General features: G+C 67.2%; 15 protein-coding genes. 9 read left to right on the top strand and 6 right to left on the bottom strand.

What is annotated here, in order from left to right; translation table 11 throughout:
- Positions 1-33 precede the first annotated feature (33 nt).
- The gene (gene aspS, locus EG799_RS13385; RefSeq protein WP_123882231.1) at positions 34-1,866 is read right to left on the bottom strand and encodes an aspartate--tRNA ligase; all 1,833 of its coding nucleotides are present in this window, start codon (positions 1,864-1,866) and stop codon (positions 34-36) included.
- Positions 1,867-2,036: 170 nt separating this feature from the next.
- Here aspS and rnd point away from each other — a divergent pair, with 170 nt between their 5' ends.
- The 3 genes from rnd (at position 2,037) to EG799_RS13370 (ending at position 5,376) form a co-directional block, all read left to right on the top strand.
- Positions 2,037-3,218, top strand: coding sequence for a ribonuclease D (gene rnd / locus EG799_RS13380; RefSeq protein ID WP_123882228.1), 1,182 nt, complete (start codon positions 2,037-2,039; stop codon positions 3,216-3,218).
- 28 nt (positions 3,219-3,246) lie between these two features.
- Complete coding sequence (locus EG799_RS13375; protein ID WP_123882225.1) at positions 3,247-4,143, top strand: hydrogen peroxide-inducible genes activator; 897 nt, start codon at positions 3,247-3,249, stop codon at positions 4,141-4,143.
- A gap of 69 nt (positions 4,144-4,212) precedes the next feature.
- A complete protein-coding gene (locus EG799_RS13370) occupies positions 4,213-5,376 on the top strand; it encodes a serine hydrolase (RefSeq protein ID WP_123882222.1) in 1,164 nt (387 codons plus the stop codon).
- A gap of 6 nt (positions 5,377-5,382) precedes the next feature.
- Here the strand turns inward: EG799_RS13370 and EG799_RS13365 are convergent, their stop codons facing one another.
- Positions 5,383-5,889, bottom strand: coding sequence for a hypothetical protein (locus EG799_RS13365; RefSeq protein WP_123882219.1), 507 nt, complete (start codon positions 5,887-5,889; stop codon positions 5,383-5,385).
- Between the two features lie 35 nt (positions 5,890-5,924).
- The gene (gene pgsA / locus EG799_RS13360; RefSeq protein WP_123882216.1) at positions 5,925-6,533 is read right to left on the bottom strand and encodes a CDP-diacylglycerol--glycerol-3-phosphate 3-phosphatidyltransferase; all 609 of its coding nucleotides are present in this window, start codon (positions 6,531-6,533) and stop codon (positions 5,925-5,927) included.
- Positions 6,534-6,650: 117 nt separating this feature from the next.
- On the opposite strand from pgsA, the gene EG799_RS13355 reads away from it, so the two are divergent.
- Entirely contained in the window at positions 6,651-8,000 is a 1,350-nt protein-coding gene (locus EG799_RS13355; RefSeq protein ID WP_123882213.1) for an MFS transporter, read from the top strand.
- A gap of 4 nt (positions 8,001-8,004) precedes the next feature.
- Here EG799_RS13355 and EG799_RS13350 read toward each other — a convergent pair whose 3' ends face one another.
- Entirely contained in the window at positions 8,005-8,208 is a 204-nt protein-coding gene (locus tag EG799_RS13350; protein WP_123882209.1) for a hypothetical protein, read from the bottom strand.
- 138 nt (positions 8,209-8,346) lie between these two features.
- Between EG799_RS13350 and EG799_RS13345 the strand changes: the two genes are divergently transcribed.
- Positions 8,347-10,014, top strand: a complete 1,668-nt coding sequence (locus tag EG799_RS13345; RefSeq protein WP_123882206.1) for a thiamine pyrophosphate-binding protein — start codon at positions 8,347-8,349, stop codon at positions 10,012-10,014.
- A 66-nt stretch (positions 10,015-10,080) separates the two neighbouring features.
- On the opposite strand, the gene EG799_RS13340 is transcribed toward EG799_RS13345, so the two are convergent.
- Together EG799_RS13340 and EG799_RS13335 are read right to left on the bottom strand one after the other, a co-directional pair.
- On the bottom strand, positions 10,081-10,251 hold the full coding sequence (locus EG799_RS13340; RefSeq protein ID WP_123882203.1) for a CsbD family protein: 171 nt from the start codon (positions 10,249-10,251) through the stop codon (positions 10,081-10,083).
- Between the two features lie 71 nt (positions 10,252-10,322).
- On the bottom strand, positions 10,323-10,745 hold the full coding sequence (locus EG799_RS13335; protein WP_325051118.1) for an EVE domain-containing protein: 423 nt from the start codon (positions 10,743-10,745) through the stop codon (positions 10,323-10,325).
- A 129-nt stretch (positions 10,746-10,874) separates the two neighbouring features.
- Here EG799_RS13335 and EG799_RS13330 point away from each other — a divergent pair, with 129 nt between their 5' ends.
- The 4 genes from EG799_RS13330 to ftsY are packed head-to-tail and all read left to right on the top strand — an operon-like array spanning position 10,875 to position 15,514.
- Entirely contained in the window at positions 10,875-12,563 is a 1,689-nt protein-coding gene (locus EG799_RS13330; protein ID WP_234029164.1) for a putative bifunctional diguanylate cyclase/phosphodiesterase, read from the top strand.
- A 49-nt stretch (positions 12,564-12,612) separates the two neighbouring features.
- Complete coding sequence (dapF, locus tag EG799_RS13325) at positions 12,613-13,422, top strand: diaminopimelate epimerase (protein ID WP_123882198.1); 810 nt, start codon at positions 12,613-12,615, stop codon at positions 13,420-13,422.
- Positions 13,419-14,594 (top strand): MiaB/RimO family radical SAM methylthiotransferase, encoded by a 1,176-nt coding sequence (locus EG799_RS13320; protein WP_123882196.1) that lies wholly within the window; start codon positions 13,419-13,421, stop codon positions 14,592-14,594. The genes dapF and EG799_RS13320 overlap by 4 nt, the downstream gene beginning before the upstream one ends.
- Complete coding sequence (ftsY, locus tag EG799_RS13315) at positions 14,591-15,514, top strand: signal recognition particle-docking protein FtsY (RefSeq protein WP_123882194.1); 924 nt, start codon at positions 14,591-14,593, stop codon at positions 15,512-15,514. The genes EG799_RS13320 and ftsY overlap by 4 nt, the downstream gene beginning before the upstream one ends.

Raw genomic sequence — 15,514 nt, 5'->3', positions numbered from 1 at the left:
GCCGGGGGCGCGATCCGCCCCCCGCCCCTTCCGTCAGTTGCCGGCGAGGCCGGTGTCGGTCTTTTCCGCGTCGTTGGCGCTGGCCGCGGTTTCCTTCGCCTGCTCAACCAGCCGGATATTGAGTTCGCGCAATTGACGCGGGCTGACGACGCTGGGGGCCCCCATCATCAGATCCTGCGCGCGCTGATTCATCGGGAAGGCGATCACCTCGCGGATGTTCGGCTCGTCCGCCAGCAGCATCACGATACGGTCGATCCCCGGCGCGCTGCCGCCGTGGGGCGGTGCGCCGAGCTTGAACGCCTCGATCATGCCGGAGAAGTTCGCATCGACCTCCTCCCTGCTGTAGCCGGCGATTTCGAACGCCTTGTACATGATGTCGGGCCGGTGGTTACGGATGGCTCCCGACGACAGTTCGTAGCCGTTGCACACGATGTCGTACTGCCACGCCTTGATCTCCAGCGGATCGCTGTTCTTCAGCGCCTCCATCTCGCCCTGCGGCATGGAGAAGGGGTTGTGGCTGAAGTCGATCTTCTTCTGCTCTTCGTCGTACTCGAACATCGGGAAGTCGACGATCCAGCAGAAGCGGAAGCAGTCGGCCTCGATGAGGCCGAGCTGCTCGCCCACGCGGGCCCGCGCGGCGCCGGCCAGCCTGGCGGCCTCCTTTTCCTTGCCCGCGGCGAAGAACAGTCCGTCATTCTCCCCCAGCCCCAGCTCGTCGTAGAGCTTCGCCATTTCGACCGGCCCGTGGTTCTTGGCGATCGGGCCGCCGAACTCGCCCTGCTTGCGGGTGACGTAGCCGAGGCCCGAATAGCCCTCACGCCGCGCCCAGTCGTTCATCTCGTCGAAGAACTTGCGGCTCTTCTCGTTGGTGCCCGGCGCGGGGATGGCGCGCACCACGCCGCCGCCGCCCACGATCTTCTCGAAGATGCCGAAGCCGCTCTTCTCGAAATGGGCCGAGACGTCGGTGATCTCGATCGGGTTCCTGAGATCCGGCTTGTCGCTGCCGTATTTCAGCATCGCCTCGGCATAGGGGATGCGCGGGAATTCGCCGGCCGGCGTCACGCTCTTGCCGCGTCCGAATTCCTCGAACACCCCGGCGAGCACCGGCTCTATGGCGTCGAAGACGTCATCCTGCGTGACGAAGCTCATCTCGAAATCGAGCTGGTAGAACTCCGGGCTGCGGTCGGCGCGCAGGTCTTCGTCGCGGAAGCACGGCGCGATCTGGAAGTAGCGGTCGAAGCCCGCCACCATCAGCAGCTGCTTGAACATCTGGGGTGCCTGCGGCAGCGCGTAGAACCGGCCCGGATGCAGGCGGCTGGGCACCAGGTAGTCGCGCGCGCCTTCCGGGCTGGAGGCGCCCAGGATCGGCGTCTGGAATTCGCTGAAGCCCTGTTCCGTCATGCGGCGGCGCAGGCTCTGGATCACCTGGTTGCGCAGCATGATGTTGGCATGCACCCGGTCGCGTCGCAGGTCGACGAAGCGGTATTTGAGGCGGATGTCCTCCGGGTATTCCTGCTCGCCTGCCACCGGCAGCGGCAATTCGTCGGCGCGGCTCTGAACCGTCACCGCGCGGGCGAACACCTCGATCTCGCCGGTCGGCAGGCCGGCGTTCACCGTTTCCGGGGACCGCGCCTTCACCTCGCCGTCGATCGTGACGACGCTTTCGACGCGCAGCGATTCCAGCGTGGCGAGCGCCGGGCTGTCCTCGTCCGCGACCACCTGCGTGATGCCATAGTGATCGCGCAGGTCCACGAACAGCACGCCGCCGTGATCGCGCTTGCGGTGAATCCAGCCCGACAGGCGGACGCTCTGGCCGACATCGGCCTTGCTCAGCGCGGCGCAATTGTGGGTACGATAGGCATGCATGGTGGAACTCTTTCCAAAATCCGGTCTAAGGGGCTAGGGGCGCGCTGATCGCGCGGCGCGCGGCCTCTGGCTACAAGCGCGCGCTAACAGGGTATGCGCCGGCTTTTGTCAAGGATGGCAAGGGTCGCCCGCGCCCGAGGAGCCGGTGAACCGGCCAGACGGAAAGACATATGAAGATTCATCCCCTCATCACCGATACCGACACCCTGGCCGAATTGTGCGGCCGGCTGGCGCGGCACGACTTCGTCTGCGTCGATACCGAATTCATGCGCGAGAACACCTATTACCCGCTGCTGTGCCTGGTGCAGGTTGGCAACGGGGAAGAGGCCGCCGCGATCGATCCGCTGGCGGACGGCATGGACCTGACCCCGCTGCTCGACCTGCTGTGCGAGAACGAGGACGTGCTCAAGATCTTCCACGCGGGCGGGCAGGACGTGGAAATCGTCTACAACCTGACGGGCAAGACGCCGCATCCCATCTTCGACACGCAGATCGCGATGATGGCGATCAGCCAGTCCGAACAGATCGGCTATGCCAATCTCGTCGAAAGCTGGCTCGGCACCACCGTCGACAAGGGCGCGCGCTTCACCGACTGGAGCCGTCGCCCGCTGACCGACCGGCAGATCGAATACGCCATCGGCGACGTCACCTACCTGGCGAAGATCTTCCCCCGGATTCTCGACCGGCTGGTCGAGACCGATCGAGGCCACTGGCTGAACGCGGAGATGGAAAAGCTGGCTGATCCCGCGAACTACGCCAACGATCTCGACGTGGCATGGCGGCGTATCCGCGCGCCCGGCCGCAATCCGCAGGTGCTGGGCCGGTTGAAGGCGCTCGCCGCCTGGCGCGAGAGGGAGGCGCAGGACAAGGACATTCCGCGCGGCCGCATCATTCGCGACGAGACGCTGGCCGACCTCGCCAGCCATCCGCCGAAGAAGCAGGCGGACCTCGCCAAGGTGCGCGGACTGTCGAACGCCTGGAAGGACAACGACATCGGCCGCCGGCTGATGAAGGTGATCGCCAAGGCCGAGCCGCTGCCGGGCGACGAGATGCCGGCCAAGACGAAGCGCGGCGCACCGCTCGGCAAGGAGGGCGCGCTTGTCGCCGACCTGCTGAAGCTGCTGCTCAAGATCCGCAGCCGGGAGATCGACGTGGCCAGCCGCCTGCTCACCCGGTCGGACGAGATGGAGGCGCTGGCCGCGGGCATGCGCAAGCTCCCCGTGCTGGAAGGCTGGCGCTACGAGGTGTTCGGCAAGGATGCGCTCGATCTGGTCGAGGGCAAGCTTGCCTTCGCGGTCGAGAAGGGACGGCTGAAGATGACCCATATCGACGATGAGGAGAAGCCGTCGTGACGTCCGCCCCCGCCGGGATCGCGCGATAATGTCGACCTACCTGCCCACCATCAAGCAGCTGCAATACCTCGTCGCACTCCACGAACACGGGCATTTCGGCCGCGCGGCAGAAGCGAGCTTCGTATCGCAGTCGACGCTGTCGGCGGGCATCCGCGAACTCGAATCGCTGCTCGGGGTAACGCTGGTCGAGCGCAGCCGGCGCGTGGTCCGCTTCACCCCGCTCGGCAATGCGGTGGTCGACAAGGCGCACCGGTTGCTGCGCGAGGCGGAGGAGATGAGCGAACTGGTGCAGGCGGCGGGCAAGCCGCTTTCGGGCGAATTGCGCATGAGCGTGATTCCCACCATCGCGCCGTTCATGCTGCCCCGCATCCTGCCGCGGCTGCGACGCGAACGCCCGCAGCTCAGGCTTTTCCTGCGCGAGGAGACGAGCGACAACGCCATCGAATCGCTACATCACGGGCGGGCGGACTGCGTGCTGCTGGCGCTGCCCTTCGCCACCGGAGAGGTGGAGAAGGAAAGCATCGCCACCGACGAGCTTTACGTCGCCTTCCCCAAGGACGAGCCTGCCGATCCGCCGTCGGAAATCCCGCCCGCCATGATCGACGAGGGACGGCTGCTGCTGCTGGAGGACGGGCATTGCCTGAAGGAGCATGCGCTGGCCGCCTGCAACCGGCCCGAACTGCGCGCCAGCGCGACCATGATCGGGACCAGCCTGCATACGCTGGTGCAGATGGTGGACAACGGCCTCGGGCTCACCATGTTGCCGCGCATGGCGATCGATGCGGGCATTCTCGCCAATACCGATATCGTCGCCAAGCCGCTGGAGGGCGATCACACCAGCCGCGAGATCGCCCTTGTCTGGCGGCCCAATTCGCCGCGTTCGGACGAATTTCGCCTGCTTGCCGAAGAACTGCGCGCCGGATAGGCGAAACGCCGGTTTCATCCAGCCTTTTCGGAAAGATAGGCGGGTCCGCCCGTTAGGATTGATGTGACGATGTTCCGAATTTCCCGCACCCTTCCCGCCCTTGTTGCCCTCGCCCTTGCGGGGTGCGGCACGGCGGACGAACCGCGCCAGCCCTATGGCGTCACGCTGAACGGCGCGGCGCCCACGCCTGCCTCTTCGCCCGCTGCCGCGCCCGAACCGCCGCCGCCGCCGCCCCCGCCCGCCCCCTATGTCGAGGACGCGCGCGCGGACCTTGCGCAGACGATCGATTCGCTGGGCGAGGATTTCGGCGGCCTGCTCGGTATCGCGGTCGAGGATGTCGATGCCGGCTGGACCACCGCCTATAACGGCGAACGGATGCTGCCCCAGCAGAGCGTGAGCAAGTTCTGGGTCTCGCTGACCGCGCTGGACCAGGCGGATCGCGGCGAGCTGGATCTCGACCGGACGATCGTGCTCACGCGAAAGGATCTGACGCTCTTTCACCAGCCGATCCGGGCCGAAATCCTGCTTCGCGGATCGGTCCGCACGACGCCGCGGGAGCTGATGGAACAGGCCCTCACGCATAGCGACAACACCGCCAACAACGCCATTCTCGAGGCGGTCGGCGGGCCGGCGGCCGTCAGCACCATGATGGCGCGGCACGATATCACGGGGGTGCGGTTCGGCACCGACGAGATCACCAAGCAGAGCATGATCGCGGGCGTCGATTGGAAGCCGCGTTACTCGATCGCCAATGCGTTCTTCGATGCGCGCGACAAGGTGCCCGAGGCGAAGCGGCGCGCGGCGTTCGAAGCCTATCTGGACGATCCCATCGACGGGGCGACGCCGCTCGGCATGGTTCATGCCCTGTCGCGCCTCGCCCGCGGCGAATTGCTGTCGGAGCGCTCGACGCGGCTGATGATCGAGACGCTGAAGCGCACGCATAGCGGTCCGCGCCGCCTGCGAGGCGGGCGCGAAGGCGACTGGGTGGTCGCGCACAAGACGGGCACCGGCCAGTTCTTCGAAGGTCGCCAGTCGGGCTACAACGATGTCGGTCTGGTCATCTCGCCCGGGGGACGCACCTACGCCGTCGCCGTGCTGATCGGCTGGACCCGGCGCCCGACCATAGAGCGCATGGCGATGATGCAGAAGGTCACGCGCGCCGTTATCGCTTTCGACGAAGCGCTGCAAAGCGGCAAAGCGCAAGGCGAGAGCGCGGCGGAAGCCGACTCCTGAACGCGGTCAGCCGGCGGACGGCTGCCAGTCCGCCAGCCTTTCGTCCGGGCACAGGTCGTAGGTCTGCGTGCCGTATTCGTCGGTCAGGGTGAAGCGCGTCCTGCTGCGCACCGTCAGGGCAAGATCGTCGGTGCGCTCGTCGTTCGAATAGGTGTCGGTGCAGGTCTGTGATCCGCGATAGGTATCCCCCTCGCGCGAGGTATGGGTGAAGCGGCAATCCACCGAATTGCGCGAGTTGAAACCGGTGCCGTCGAAGGTCTTGAGACTGGCGAGCGCGGGCGGGCACCGGTCGCTGCTATAGACCCCTTTGCTGATGCCGTAATCTCCGATCGCCTCATGCGCCAGCGCGGGCGCGGGCGCGCCGGGGGCGGGCGAGACACCGTGCGCCGTCATGGACGGGCCGGGTGTCGGCGCCGCTTCCCCCGTCGTTGCGGCATCCGGCGGGGCGCCCTTGGAACCGCCGCAGGCGGCAAGGGTGACGGTGAACGGGAGAGCCAGAAGAGCGTGTTTCATGGCTCCCGAACGGGGCGGGAACGCCGCCGTTCCGGCTAGTCCATGTGCTTCAGGCCGACGCGCAGGTAATCCCAGCCGGTGATGACGGTCAGGATCGCCGCCGCCCACAGGCTGAACAGTCCGACCACGCGGATCCACTGGTCCTCCAGCGTACCGCAATACATATCCAGCGAGGTGCAGGGCGCCCCATGAACCGCCCCGCCCAGGATCAGCGCGCCAAGGGCGACGAGCTGGAAGGTCGTCTTCCATTTGGCGAGCTTGGATACCGGCATGCTCACCTGGAGCCCGCCGAGAAATTCGCGCAATCCCGAAACGGCGATCTCGCGCATCAGGATGACCAGCCCGGCGATGACGTGCAGATCGCCCACATAGGGCCCGCGCAGCATGCCCTGCGCCGCCAGCACCAGGATCACGGTCGCCACCATGATCTTGTCGGCGATGGGATCGAGGAAGATGCCCAGCTTCGACACCGCCCCGCTCGAACGCGCCAGCATCCCGTCGAAATAATCGGTAATGCCCATCAGGCAGTACAGTCCGAAGGCGAGGTAATAGCCCAGCGCCCAGCCGGGCCACCACAGCAGGAAGGCGAGCAGCGGCAGCGTCAGGATGCGGCTGAGGGTAAGGATGTTGGGCAAGGTCCACATGCCGGCGCACCCCTAGCGGTTTATGATCGCGGGAAAAAGCGTGGCGTGGCCGCTTTTCATCTTCTAGGGCCGGACGGACCGGGTTGAGGCAATTCGCGAAGGCAGCGCCGCGCAACGATGTTCACATCCATGCACCTGCTGCGCCAGCGCCGCTTCGTTCCGCTCTTCGCCACGCAGCTGCTCAACGCCTTCAACGACAATGTCTACAAGACGACGATGGTGCTGTTCGTCGTTTACAAGGTGTACAGTTCCCCCGACACCGAAACGCTGTTCTCCGGCATCGCGTCGGCCGTGTTCATCGTGCCGTTCTTCCTGCTGTCCGCAATCGCCGGCCAGCTGGCGGACCTGCGCGACAAGGCGCGCATCATCCGCATCGTGAAGGCGGCGGAAATCGGCATCATGACGATCGGCGCGGCGGGGCTGGTGCTGGCCTGGCAGGATACCGCGGTGGACTGGCTGGCGATCCCGCTGCTGATGCTGGCGTTGTTCGCGATGGGCGTCCACTCCACCTTTTTCGGTCCGATCAAGTATGCGATCCTGCCGCAGCATCTGAAAAAGGACGAGGTGCTGGCCGGCACCGGCCTGGTGGAGGCGGGCACCTATCTCGCCATCATGGCCGGCACCATCCTGGCAGGCTTCCTGGCGGAAATGGTGGAGGTCGCCGCGCTGGGCGTGATCGGCTTCGCGCTGATCGGCTACATGGTCAGCCGGCGGGTTCCCCCAGCCCCGCCGATGGGCGAGCCGGAGCGGGTCGATTTCAACCCCTTCACCTCGTCGTGGACCATGGTGCGCGACGTTTCGCGCAATCGGGAGGTGTTCTACGCCATCCTCGCCATTAGCTTCTTCTGGACCATCGGCAGCGTGCTGTTCATCCAGTTCCCGCCGCTCGCCAAGAACGTGCTGTTCGCCGATCCGGCGGTCGCGAGCCTGTTCCTGGTGTTCTTCTCCATCGGGGTCGCCATCGGATCGGTGGCGGTCAACATGCTGCTGAAGGGGCGCGTTTCGGCCCGCTATTCCCCGGCATCGGTGCTGGCGATGGGGGCGATGGTGGCGGTGTTCTACGTCATCTGCCGGGAATGGAACCGCACGGTGGTGGACGAAAGCCTGATGGGTATCGGCACCTTCCTTTCCCATCCGCTCGCCTGGGCGGTGCTCGCCAGCCTGCTGCTGATCGCGGTGTTCGGCGGCATGTTCGTGGTGCCGCTCTATGCGTTCCTCACCACCAAGGTGGCGACCAACAAGGCGAGCCGCGCGGTGGCAGCGAACAACATCGTAAACTCCGGCGCGATGGTGGTCGGCGCGCTGCTGGCGATGGGCTTGAGCGGGCTGGGCGTGCCGCTGGCCGAACAGCTCCTGCTGAGCGCTGCGATGTGCCTGGTTTCGGCATGGCTCGGCCGCCGGCTCCACCTGGCGGAACTGGCCTCCGATCAGCCCGACCCGCTGCCCATCCCCGGCGGGCGGGGGTGACGGATCAGGCGAAGAAGGTGAGCGTGGCGAGGAAGCCGGCGGCGTAGGTCGCCGCGACCGTTTCGATCTCCCGCCGCGTCAGGCCCAGCTTCAGGCGCCAGGGCACCGTCGGCTCGACCTCGTTCGCGCGGGCAAGCACGTGAGGGGGCAGCGAGGCCCGGAAGGGGTGGCGAGCCGATTCATCGGTCAGGACTAATGCGCGTCTCATGATGCAGCTATTAACGTTTCGGTAACCTTTTGTGCCCCGGCCTTTCCCGCCTGTCCACGGCTGGGACGGTTGCCAGGGCGGGCGAAACGATCCGGGGATATGTTGCCGCGGACCGGCGCTAGGGCTAACCCCCTAGACATGACCATGACCGCTGCCGACCTGCTCGTCGCCTGCCTTGCCGAACAGGGCTGCGACCGGGTGTTCACCGTACCGGGGGAAAGCTTCCTCCCCGCCCTCGATTCGCTCGCACGGCACGAGGCGATCGAGACGATCACCTGCCGGCAGGAGGGCGGCGTCGCCTACATGGCGTGCGCCGACGGGACGATGACGGGGCGGCCGGGCGTGGCCTTCGTCACCCGCGGGCCGGGGGCGACCAATGCCAGTATCGGCGTCCACGTCGCGATGCAGGATTCGCAGCCGATGGTGCTGTTCGTGGGCGACGTTGCCCGCTCCATGCGCGACCGGGAGGGGTTTCAGGAGATCGACTTTCCCGCCTTCTTCGGGCCGATCTGCAAGTGGGCGGCACGGATCGACGATGCGGAGCGGATCCCCGAATACGTGGCCCGCGCCTGGTCGACCGCGATATCCGGACGCCCCGGCCCGGTGGTTCTTGCCCTGCCCGAGGACATGCTGCACGAAACAGGCATCGCCGCGCCCGTGCGCCCATGCGTCACCCGCCCCGCGCAGGCCCCCTGCCCCGATGCGATGGCGACGATGATGCGGATGCTGGCCGACGCCGCCGCGCCGGTCGCCATCGTCGGCGGCGCCGGCTGGAACGCGCGCAGCCGGCACTATTTCGCCGAGTTCGCAAACCGGCTGGGCCTGCCCGTCGCCTTTCCCTTTCGCCGGCAGGACACGCTGCCCGCGTCATCGCCCGTCTATGCCGGCAATCTGGGTTACGGACCCAATCCGAAACTGGCGGAACGGGTACGGCAGGCCGATCTGCTGCTGGTGGTCGGCGCCCGGATGGGTGAAGCGACCACCGACGGGTACGCGCTCGTCACGCCCGATCACCCCGATCAGCGGCTGATTCACGTTCACCCGGATCCGGAAGAACTCGGCCGAGTCTATCGCGCCGATCTGGCGATCTGTGCGGACATGGCCGAATTTTCGGAAAGTGCGGCGCTGTGGGACGACGAGGACGCCCTGCCCTTCGATGCGGGGGGCGAGGCGCATCGCGAATGGGAGGAATGGTCCACCCCGCACGAGGACGCGCATTACGACCTCGACCTCACCCGCGCCATGGCGAGCGTCCGGCGGCTGCTCCCTGCCGATTCGATCATCTGCAACGGCGCTGGCAATTTTGCCGGATGGTGGCACCGCTACTGGCGTTACGAAGGCTGGCCCGGACAGCTCGCGCCGACGGCGGGGGCGATGGGCTACGGCGTTCCGGCGGCGGTCGCGGCGCGGCTGCGCCATCCCGATCGCTTCGTGGTCGCGGCCGCGGGCGACGGCGATTTCCTGATGAACGGGCAGGAACTGGCGACCGCGGCGCAATACGGGCTGGATCTGCTGGTAATCCTGTTCGACAATTCCACCTACGGCACGATCCGCATGCACCAGGAACGCGAATTTCCCGGGCGCGAGGCGGCGACGCACCTCGCCAATCCCGACTTCGCCATGATGGCCAGAAGCTATGGCGGCTGGGGCGAGCGGGTCGCGACCAACGCCGAATTCGACGCGGCGCTGCAAGAGGCGACGGAGCGCAAGGGCATCCGACTGATCCACTGCATCACCGATATCGAGCAGCTGGCTCCCGGCGGCCTGACCGTCAGCGGCCTGCGCGAACGGGCTGGATCGGACTGACCGCCCGCGCATGAGAAAAGGGCCACCCGCACGGATGGCCCTTTTCATCGTGTCTGGTCGCAGGGATCAGATGTCGTTGCCGAGTTCGCCCTCGACCTCGCCCTTCAGCTGCTGGGCTTCGCCCTTCTTTTCCTGACGGCGGCCCTCGGCGCGGGTTTCGGGATTGCCCGATTCCTGCTTCACGTTGCCGACGGCTTCGTTGGCGTTGCCCTTAACCTTTTCGGTGAATTCACCCATGATGGTTCTCCTTGGTCTGCTTGCGGCACGGTCCTTCGCGCCTCTTGCCCAATTAACGCGGGGGAGGGGCGCTATGTTCCGGGTGCCCGCTTCGAGATGGCGAGGATTTCCGTCCATTCGTCTGGCGTTATCTCGGCAACCGACAGGCGGGAAAGGCGAACCAGCTCGATACCGCCGAGCGCCTCGCTCGCCTTGATCTCCTTCAGCGAAACCGGCCGGGAGAGCTTCTCGACAGGCTTCACCTTCACCGTCGCCCATTTGCCTTCCGGGTCGGTCGGATCGGTCAGTCCGGCCTCGCTCACCGTAGCGATACCGACGATCTCCTTGCCCTTGACCGAGTGGTAGTAGAACAGCTGGTCACCCTTCGTCATCGCGCGCATGTTGTTCGATGCGCGGTGATTGCGGACCCCGTCCCAGATGGTTTCCCCGTCCGCCACCAGGTCGTCCCAGGAATATTTGTGTGGTTCGGACTTGATGAGCCAGTAGCCGGCCAAACCTGATCTCCCATGCTTTTGCATTGCCAGATGGGGCGGTCCCTACCGGGGTCGGACGCGCGGGGCAATTAACGGAAAAGTTATCATGTTCCCCGATAGCTGCTGGTCTGGACCGGGGGACATACGCCTTTGCGAAACGGCGAGGAAATCGAACGCAGACGGGTATTCGGCTGGTTGGGCCGGCCCGAAGGCGACGTGGCGGCGCTCGGCATCGCGGTAGCCGCCATTATCCTGTTCGTGGGAACGGGGGGGACCGTCATGCCCCAGATCGTCCGCTCGTGGATGGGGACCGGCGCCGCGCCCGACATGGTTCTGACCAATGCGGTTCTGCTCAACATCGCGCTGCTGATCTTCGGTTGGCGCCGCTATCGCGACCTCAACCGCGAGGTGGCCGAACGGCGGGCGGCCGAGGTGCTGGCCCGCGAGCTGGCCGAACGCGATCCGCTGACCGATTGCCTCAACCGCCGCAGCGGTCCCGCCGCGATAGACCGGCTGGCGGCAGAGGCGCGCGCCACCGGGCGTGACGTTGCCGTCCTGATGATCGACCTCGACAATTTCAAGCAGATCAACGACCTCAACGGTCACAAGACGGGCGACCGCGTGCTGGTCGCCTTCGCCCAGCGGATCGGCGCGCTGATCCCCGCAGACGGAATCGTCGCGCGGATCGGCGGCGACGAGTTCGCGCTCGCCGTGCCTTTTCTCCTGCCCGAACGGGAGGGGCTGGACGCCTTCGTCACGCATCTGATCGAGGCGGTTTCCGCGCCGGTCGAGGCCGACGGCATCGAAGTCGATGCCACCGTGTCGGTGGGAATCGCCCACGGCGGCGGCACGAGCGGGTGGAACGAGCGCGCGGCCGGCGTCGATCCCGACGCGCCGGGCGATGCCGACACGCTGCTTCACCGCGCCGATATCGCCATGTATCACGCCAAGAAGCGCGGGCGGAACCGCTATTACTGGTTCGAACCGCAGATGGAGGACGAACTGCGCTTCCGCAACGAGCTGGAGCGCGGCATTCGCGCCGGCATCGCCAATGGCGAATTCGTCCCCTTCTACGAACAGCAGATCGACCTCGAAACGGGCGGGCTGGTCGGCTTCGAGATGCTGGCGCGGTGGAAGAGCCCGCGTTACAGCCTCGTCAGCCCGGCGATATTCATCCCCATCGCGGAAGAGATCGACCTTATCGGGACCATGTCGGAACAGCTGATCCGCCAGGCGCTGCGCGATGCGCAGGGCTGGCATCCGGACCTGTCGCTGTCGGTCAACATCTCGCCGCTGCAACTGCGCGATCCGTGGTTCGCGCAGAAGCTGCTGCATTTGCTGGTGGAAAGCGGATTTCCCGCGCATCGGCTCGAGATCGAAATCACCGAAACCTGCCTGCACGAGAATATCGGCGCTGTGCGCACCATCGTCACCAGCCTGAAGAACCAAGGCATCCGCATCAGCCTCGACGATTTCGGCACCGGCTATTCCAGCCTCGCCCAGCTGCGAACCCTGCCCTTCGACCGACTCAAGATCGACCGCAGCTTCGTCACCGAACTGTCCGACCGGGGGGCGGGCATGGAACTGGTGCGGGCGATCGTTTCGCTCGGCAAGGGATTGTCGCTGCCGGTTACTGCCGAAGGGGTCGAGAACGCCGAAGTCCTGAAGGTGCTGAAGGGTCTGGGCGGCATGAAGGGCCAGGGCTATCTCTACGGCAAGCCGGAGGACGCGCACGCGACGCGGCAGAGGCTGGCGAAGCGGGGTCTGCTCGCAGAGCAAGGCCGCGACGGCGACGGCGATGGCGCCCGCCCCCGCGTGACGGCGCTGAGGGCCGGCTGACCCCTGCCCGCCATTGCGGTGCGCGCCGCCCGCGCCTAGGTGGCGCACCATGCGCGTTCCCTTCATCAAGATGCACGGTCTGGGCAACGATTTCGTCGTGCTCGACGCGCGCGAGCGGGCGCTGCCCGACCTCGCCGGTGGAACCGTGCGGGCGCTGGCCGACCGGCGGGCGGGCATCGGCTGCGATCAGCTCATCGTGCTCGAGGAAGACGAGGCGGCGACCTGCCGGATGCGGATCTTCAACCAGGACGGGGGAGAGGTCGAATCGTGCGGCAATGCAGCGCGCGCGGTCGGCCTGCTGCTGGGACAACCTGCCACCATCGCAACGAAGGGCGGCACCATCGCCACGCGCCCGGACGACGCCGGCATCGCCGTCGACATGGGCGCGCCGCGCTTCGACTGGCAGGCGATCCCGCTCGCCTACGCGATGGATACCGCCGCCATGCCCGTGGGGTGGGAGGGACTGGAGCAGCCGGTCGCCGTCAATGTCGGCAATCCGCATATCGTCTTCTTCGTCGATGATAGCGACGCGGTGCGCCTCGATACGCTCGGTCCGCTGATCGAGACGGACGAACTGTTCCCGGAGCGCATCAACGTCAACGTTGCCACGGTGGAGGACCGCGCGACCATCCGCCTGCGCGTGTGGGAACGCGGCGCGGGCCTGACGCGCGCCTGCGGCACCGGGGCCTGCGCCACGGCGGTCGCCGCCATGCGCACCGGGCGCACGGAGCGCGACGTTACCGTCCACCTCCCCGGCGGACCGTTGCGGATCGCGTGGGCCGATGACGCGCGCATCACCATGACCGGCCCCGCGGCGGAGGCCTTTCGCGGCTCCTTCGACTGGGGGGATTACGCATGAGCGGCGGCGCGGTCGTCACGCTCGGGTGCCGGCTCAACATCGCGGAGAGCGAGCGTATCCGCGCCCTGCTGGCCGGCGAGCCGGACACCATCGTCGTCAACAGCTGCGCCGTCACCGCGGAAGCGGTGCGCGCCACGCGGCAGGCGATCCGCCGCGCCCGGCGCGACCGGCCTGGGGCGCGCCTGCTGGTGACGGGATGTGCCGCCGATATCGAGCGCGAACAGCTCGCCGCCATGCCCGAGGTGGACGGGCTGGTGCCCAACGCCGCCAAGCTCGATGCGCGCAGCTGGAACGTCGCGCCCGCCCCCGGCCCGCCCCCCGGGGAACGCACCCGCGCCTTCGTCGCGGTGCAGAACGGGTGCGACCACGCCTGCACCTTCTGCGTCATCCCGCAGGGGCGCGGGGCCAGCCGCTCGCTGCCGGTGGGGGACGTGCTGCGCGAGGTGGAGCGGCACCTGGATCAGGGCGCGCCCGAAATCGTGCTCACGGGTGTCGATGTCACCAGCTGGGGCGCGGACCTGCCGGGGGCGCCCGCGCTGGGTGATCTGGCGCGCGCGATCCTCGAGGCCTTTCCGCGGCTGGCGCGCCTTCGGCTCTCCTCCGTCGACGGGGCCGAGATCGACGATGCGCTGTTCGACCTGCTGGCCCATCATCCCCGCATGATGCCGCACCTCCACCTGTCGATGCAGCATGGCGCCGACCTGATCCTGAAACGTATGAAGCGACGCCACCGCCGCGCCGATGCGATCGACCTCGTCGCCCGGCTCAAGGCCGAACGCCCGGACTTGGCGGTAGGAGCGGACCTCATCGCCGGCTTCCCGACGGAAACCGCCGGCCACCACGCCGACAACCTCGCCATCATCCGCGATCTCGCCATCGTGCACGGGCACATCTTCCCCTACTCGCCGCGCCCCGGCACCCCCGCCGCGCGGATGCCGCAGACCGATCGCACCACGATCAAGGCCCGCGCCGCCGAACTGCGCGCGGCGACGAACGAGGTGCGTGCCGCCTGGCTTGCCGGCCTGATCGGCACGCCGCAACACGTGCTGGCGGAGCGCGACGGCACCGGCCATGCGGAAAACTTCGCCCGCGTAGCCTTGCCTGCCGGCACCGAACCCGGCACCATTTTCGCCATGACGCCAACCGCCATCACCCAAGGACTCCTGACATGACCGAGAGCACCTGGTCCGACCGGCTGCTGGGCGGCTTCCGCAAGACGTCCGATCGCCTGTCCGACAATCTGGCCGGCGTGGTCGGCACGGCGAAGCTCGACGATGCCACCTTGGACGAGGTGGAGGATGCGCTGATCGTTTCCGATCTCGGCCCCGCCGCCGCCGCGCGCATTCGCGACAGGCTCGCCGAAAAGCGCTTCGGCCTGTCGATCACGGAGCGCGAACTGAAAGAGGCCGTGGCCGAGGAGATTGCCGCGATCCTGCGCCCCGTCGCCGTTCCGCTGGAGGTCACCGCCTTTCCCCGCCCGCAGGTCATCCTGGTGATCGGCGTCAACGGCAGCGGCAAGACCACCACCATCGCCAAGCTCGGCCACTGGCTGCAGGAAGACGACTACGGCGTGATGCTCGCCGCCGGAGACACCTTCCGCGCCGCCGCCATCGGGCAGCTCAAGGTATGGGCGGACCGGATCGGCGCGCCGATCGTCACCGGCCCGGAACGCGGCGATCCCGCGAGCGTGGTGTTCGACGCGGTGAAGACCGCGACCGACACGGGCATCGACGCGCTGGTGGTCGATACCGCCGGTCGGCTCCAGAACAAGCGGGAGCTGATGGACGAACTCGCCAAGATCAGGAAGGTGCTCGGCCGCCTCAACCCGGAAGCGCCGCACGACGTGGTGCTGGTGCTCGACGCGACGAACGGCCAGAACGCGCTCTCCCAGATCGAGATCTTCAAGGAGGTGGCGGGCGTGACCGGCCTCATCATGACCAAGCTGGACGGCACGGCCCGCGGCGGCGTGCTGGTGGCGGCGGCGGAGCAATACGGCCTGCCGATCCACGCCATCGGGGTGGGCGAGCAGCTGGACGACCTGCGCCCGTTCGATCCGGATCTGGTGGCCCGCGTCATCGCAGGCGTCGCGTGA

It is taken from the genome of Aurantiacibacter spongiae (assembly GCF_003815535.1).
Taxonomy (GTDB): Bacteria; Pseudomonadota; Alphaproteobacteria; order Sphingomonadales; family Sphingomonadaceae; genus Alteraurantiacibacter; species Alteraurantiacibacter spongiae.
The sequence above is the reverse complement of the archived record's forward strand: the minus strand, read 5'-3'. Positions and strand labels throughout refer to the sequence as shown.

Coding starts and splice junctions, on each gene's coding strand:
- aspS (WP_123882231.1), bottom strand. CDS start 1,866: ATGCATGCCTATCGTACCCACAATTGCGCCGCGCTGAGCAAGGCCGAT.
- rnd (WP_123882228.1), top strand. CDS start 2,037: ATGAAGATTCATCCCCTCATCACCGATACCGACACCCTGGCCGAATTG.
- EG799_RS13375 (WP_123882225.1), top strand. CDS start 3,247: ATGTCGACCTACCTGCCCACCATCAAGCAGCTGCAATACCTCGTCGCA.
- EG799_RS13370 (WP_123882222.1), top strand. CDS start 4,213: ATGTTCCGAATTTCCCGCACCCTTCCCGCCCTTGTTGCCCTCGCCCTT.
- EG799_RS13365 (WP_123882219.1), bottom strand. CDS start 5,889: ATGAAACACGCTCTTCTGGCTCTCCCGTTCACCGTCACCCTTGCCGCC.
- pgsA (WP_123882216.1), bottom strand. CDS start 6,533: ATGTGGACCTTGCCCAACATCCTTACCCTCAGCCGCATCCTGACGCTG.
- EG799_RS13355 (WP_123882213.1), top strand. CDS start 6,651: ATGTTCACATCCATGCACCTGCTGCGCCAGCGCCGCTTCGTTCCGCTC.
- EG799_RS13350 (WP_123882209.1), bottom strand. CDS start 8,208: ATGAGACGCGCATTAGTCCTGACCGATGAATCGGCTCGCCACCCCTTC.
- EG799_RS13345 (WP_123882206.1), top strand. CDS start 8,347: ATGACCATGACCGCTGCCGACCTGCTCGTCGCCTGCCTTGCCGAACAG.
- EG799_RS13340 (WP_123882203.1), bottom strand. CDS start 10,251: ATGGGTGAATTCACCGAAAAGGTTAAGGGCAACGCCAACGAAGCCGTC.
- dapF (WP_123882198.1), top strand. CDS start 12,613: ATGCGCGTTCCCTTCATCAAGATGCACGGTCTGGGCAACGATTTCGTC.
- EG799_RS13320 (WP_123882196.1), top strand. CDS start 13,419: ATGAGCGGCGGCGCGGTCGTCACGCTCGGGTGCCGGCTCAACATCGCG.
- ftsY (WP_123882194.1), top strand. CDS start 14,591: ATGACCGAGAGCACCTGGTCCGACCGGCTGCTGGGCGGCTTCCGCAAG.